At 59.3% G+C, this 2,520-nt stretch carries 2 protein-coding genes; both read left to right on the top strand.

The window, feature by feature from the left end; genetic code table 11:
* The first annotated feature begins 355 nt into the window (after nucleotides 1-355).
* A complete protein-coding gene (locus MBELCI_RS18615; protein WP_081698662.1) occupies nucleotides 356-1,987 on the top strand; it encodes an FG-GAP-like repeat-containing protein in 1,632 nt (543 codons plus the stop codon).
* Entirely contained in the window at nucleotides 1,915-2,439 is a 525-nt protein-coding gene (locus tag MBELCI_RS18610; RefSeq protein WP_045320531.1) for a hypothetical protein, read from the top strand. The genes MBELCI_RS18615 and MBELCI_RS18610 overlap by 73 nt, the downstream gene beginning before the upstream one ends.
* Nucleotides 2,440-2,520: the final 81 nt, after the last annotated feature.

Below are 2,520 nucleotides of genomic sequence, written 5' to 3'. Positions count from 1 at the left end.
CCAGTTCGTCGTGCGGTAGCGGGTCGGGGAAGGCTTCGGCATACCCTCGACCTAACCCTCAGGACCCGCTCACTGAATCCCCCTCACCGAGATGTGCAACAAGGTCTCATGAACCGCTTCTCGCCCCTCGGGCGGGCCGAAGTAGAAGCCGTTCGCTGAAGAAAGGCACGAAAGGGTGCAGTCTTACTCGGAGCTGATTTGCGCAGTATTTCCCAGAAACAGAGAAATGAATCTTCGGCACCTAATCCAATTGGTTAGCTCGGCAGCCGATTAACGAATCGTCCTTCGAGTGCTAGCCTTCGCTGGTCGATCTGCGGGATATCATCGATGAAACCCTTAAATCGCGAGTTCACAAATGTTTAATGATTTGCAAGCGACTTCACTGGCTTCCTCTTTCACCACGCTTCCGAAAGCCAAGATAGGTTTGGGCCGCACCGAGGCCGAGACTCTAACTGTCGCGAAGGGTTTCGCGATCAAATCAAACCCTCACCCTTCCAATGGAGCCTATCTTGAAGCGAAAAGCGGCGAGGCGAGCGCTGGCGGCGTTTTTGAGGGGGGCGCCGGGTATTACGATCTCACGGTCGGATATTTCGACGAAACCGATGGCGTGTCGCATATGGAAGTGGTGGTGAACGGGGCCATTATCGACAGCTTCGAATGGAACGGCACCTTCGGGAACGAGAGGTCGAGCCCTGCCAGCCGGGCGGAGTATCTCATCGGGGATCTGTGGCTCGCACCGGGCGACCTGATCGAGTTGCGCGGCATGGGCGATGCCGGCGAGCCGCTGCGCACCGATTATATCGATATCGCAGTCGATTCCTCACCGCCGTCCAGCAGTACCTTCGTGATCGAGGCCGAGGAGATGGAGATCATCTCCGGCTTCGAGGTCGTGTCGAACGGCAAGGCCTCGGGAGGCGCATATCTGCAGGACGCGTTCCAAGGCGAGAATGGCCGCCCCGTCGAAGCCCGTGCCGCTTATACATTCGACCGGGCCGGCACCTTCGACATGACGATCGGTTATTTCGACGAGAATGACGGCGTCTCCTCGATGCGGGTCCTGCTGCATGGGCGCGAGGTAGACCGCTTCGATTGGGACAGCAGGTCGGGCGGCGAGCGCGCCAACGAGCATAGCCAGATGGAACGGGTGATTTCGAACCTGACCGTGGCAGCGGGGGATCGTCTCGAACTGGTGGGTCATGGCGATGGCCGGGAGCCGCTGCGCACCGATTTCCTTCGCTTCGAACCTGCCGCCCCCGCGTCCCGCGCGACGCCGGATCTGTGGTACGAGGATGAGGGCGAGGTGATCGTGGCGCTCAATGACGGCACCGGCAGCTTTACCGAGCGTGGCACCGGCATCACGATAGGCGACGCCGATATCCTGTCGGGCGATTTCGACGGCGACGGCGATCTCGATTTCCTGCGGGTCGGCTTGAGCAACGGCCCGACGCCGACGGGCGTGCCGGACGAAGTCGAATACGATGTCCAAACGATGCTGTTCGTGAATGACGGCTCCGGGAATTTTACCTCCTCCACGATCTCGGACCTCACCCTCCTGGCTAAGTCAATTAATACTTTCCCGAGATTCAATTTCGAAGCACATGACGCGGCCGATGTAGATGCAGATGGCGACATAGACATCTTGGCGACCGAGGCGACAAGCGGATCTCTCTTTCTGCTTCAGAACGACGGGTCCGAAAATTTCAGCCTGCTTTCACGGACACCTGTAGATCTACCATCATCGAGCACTGCGTTTTTCGGCGATTTCGACGGCAATGCACATCTCGACGTCGTCCTGCTGACAGATATCGACACTTCAGGGGTGGGCGTACTGGTCAACGAGGGGGATGGAACTCTTACGTTCCGAGACGCCGCCTCACCTAGCATCGAAGGTACGGGGACGGCCAGATCCTCGACTTGGATGGCGATGGCGACAACGACGTTGCATTCGCCGCTGACGGAGAGGGGCGTGGCATCTACACCTTCCTGAATGATGGTACCGGACTAAGACAGCCGGGCCTGCCGCCGAGCTTCAGCGCGGGCGAAAACGGCTTCATCGGCTCCTTCGAAGCGGCGAATTTCGACGCCGATGCCGGGGTCGAGATGGTCAGCGCCGGCGCGGTCGATGAAGAGGAGGATATCGAACCGGGCCTGCGAGTCTTCGATATCGTGACGACCGAAGGCGTCACGGAGTTCGTGCTCAAATCATTCGACCCGACGATCCAGGGCCTGCTCGTCGCACATGGCGATTTCGACCTAGACGGCGACAATGATCTCCTCATGGTTTCCCGCGATGTGTTCGAGATGACCTTGCTGCTCAATGACGGAGACGCCAACTTCACCTCGGCGGGCGTGGTTATCCCCCCGTTCGACACGTCGGAGTTTTCTTTCGCCCCGATCGTGAGCGTGGCGCATATCGATGATGCCGCATTGGTGGCTTAGGATCGGCGATGATGCGTAAATCATCCCCGGGCATGCCTGCCCCCTTTCTTCAGCGAACCGCCTCTCGGCCCTGCCAAGGGC

The sequence above is a fragment of the Limimaricola cinnabarinus LL-001 genome, from assembly GCF_000466965.1.
Classification (GTDB): domain Bacteria; phylum Pseudomonadota; class Alphaproteobacteria; order Rhodobacterales; family Rhodobacteraceae; genus Limimaricola; species Limimaricola cinnabarinus.
The sequence above is the reverse complement of the archived record's forward strand: the minus strand, read 5'-3'. Positions and strand labels throughout refer to the sequence as shown.

Coding starts and splice junctions, on each gene's coding strand:
- MBELCI_RS18615 (WP_081698662.1), top strand. CDS start 356: ATGTTTAATGATTTGCAAGCGACTTCACTGGCTTCCTCTTTCACCACG.